At 66.8% G+C, this 241-nt stretch carries 1 pseudogene; it reads right to left on the minus strand.

The features are described 5' to 3' along the window. Window positions 1–66: 66 nt before the first annotated feature. A pseudogene (locus tag SB822_RS60360) lies at window positions 67–241 on the minus strand (3-phenylpropionate dioxygenase); the annotation flags it as partial.

The raw sequence follows: 241 nt of genomic DNA on the forward strand, positions 1-241 counted from the left end.
GCGCCAAGCCCACGCTCGCCGCCTGTCACGACGACACGCCGTCCGCTCAGGCTGGAGCCCGTGACATCACGCATGAGCGTGTTCCGTTGATGCTTGCGCGCCCGCTTCCGCGTGCTTCGCGTTGAGCGCTTCGCGATCCGCGAAATGCTGTTGCGCGCGTTGACGCAGCATGCGGCGCACGCGCGTCCTGCCGACATCGTGCTGATAAAGGAATTCGTGAGCGCGCGCGTTCGGTGCGAGG

Origin of the sequence: Paraburkholderia sp. SIMBA_054 (genome assembly GCF_046534875.1) — a bacterium.
Lineage (GTDB): Bacteria > Pseudomonadota > Gammaproteobacteria > Burkholderiales > Burkholderiaceae > Paraburkholderia > Paraburkholderia hospita.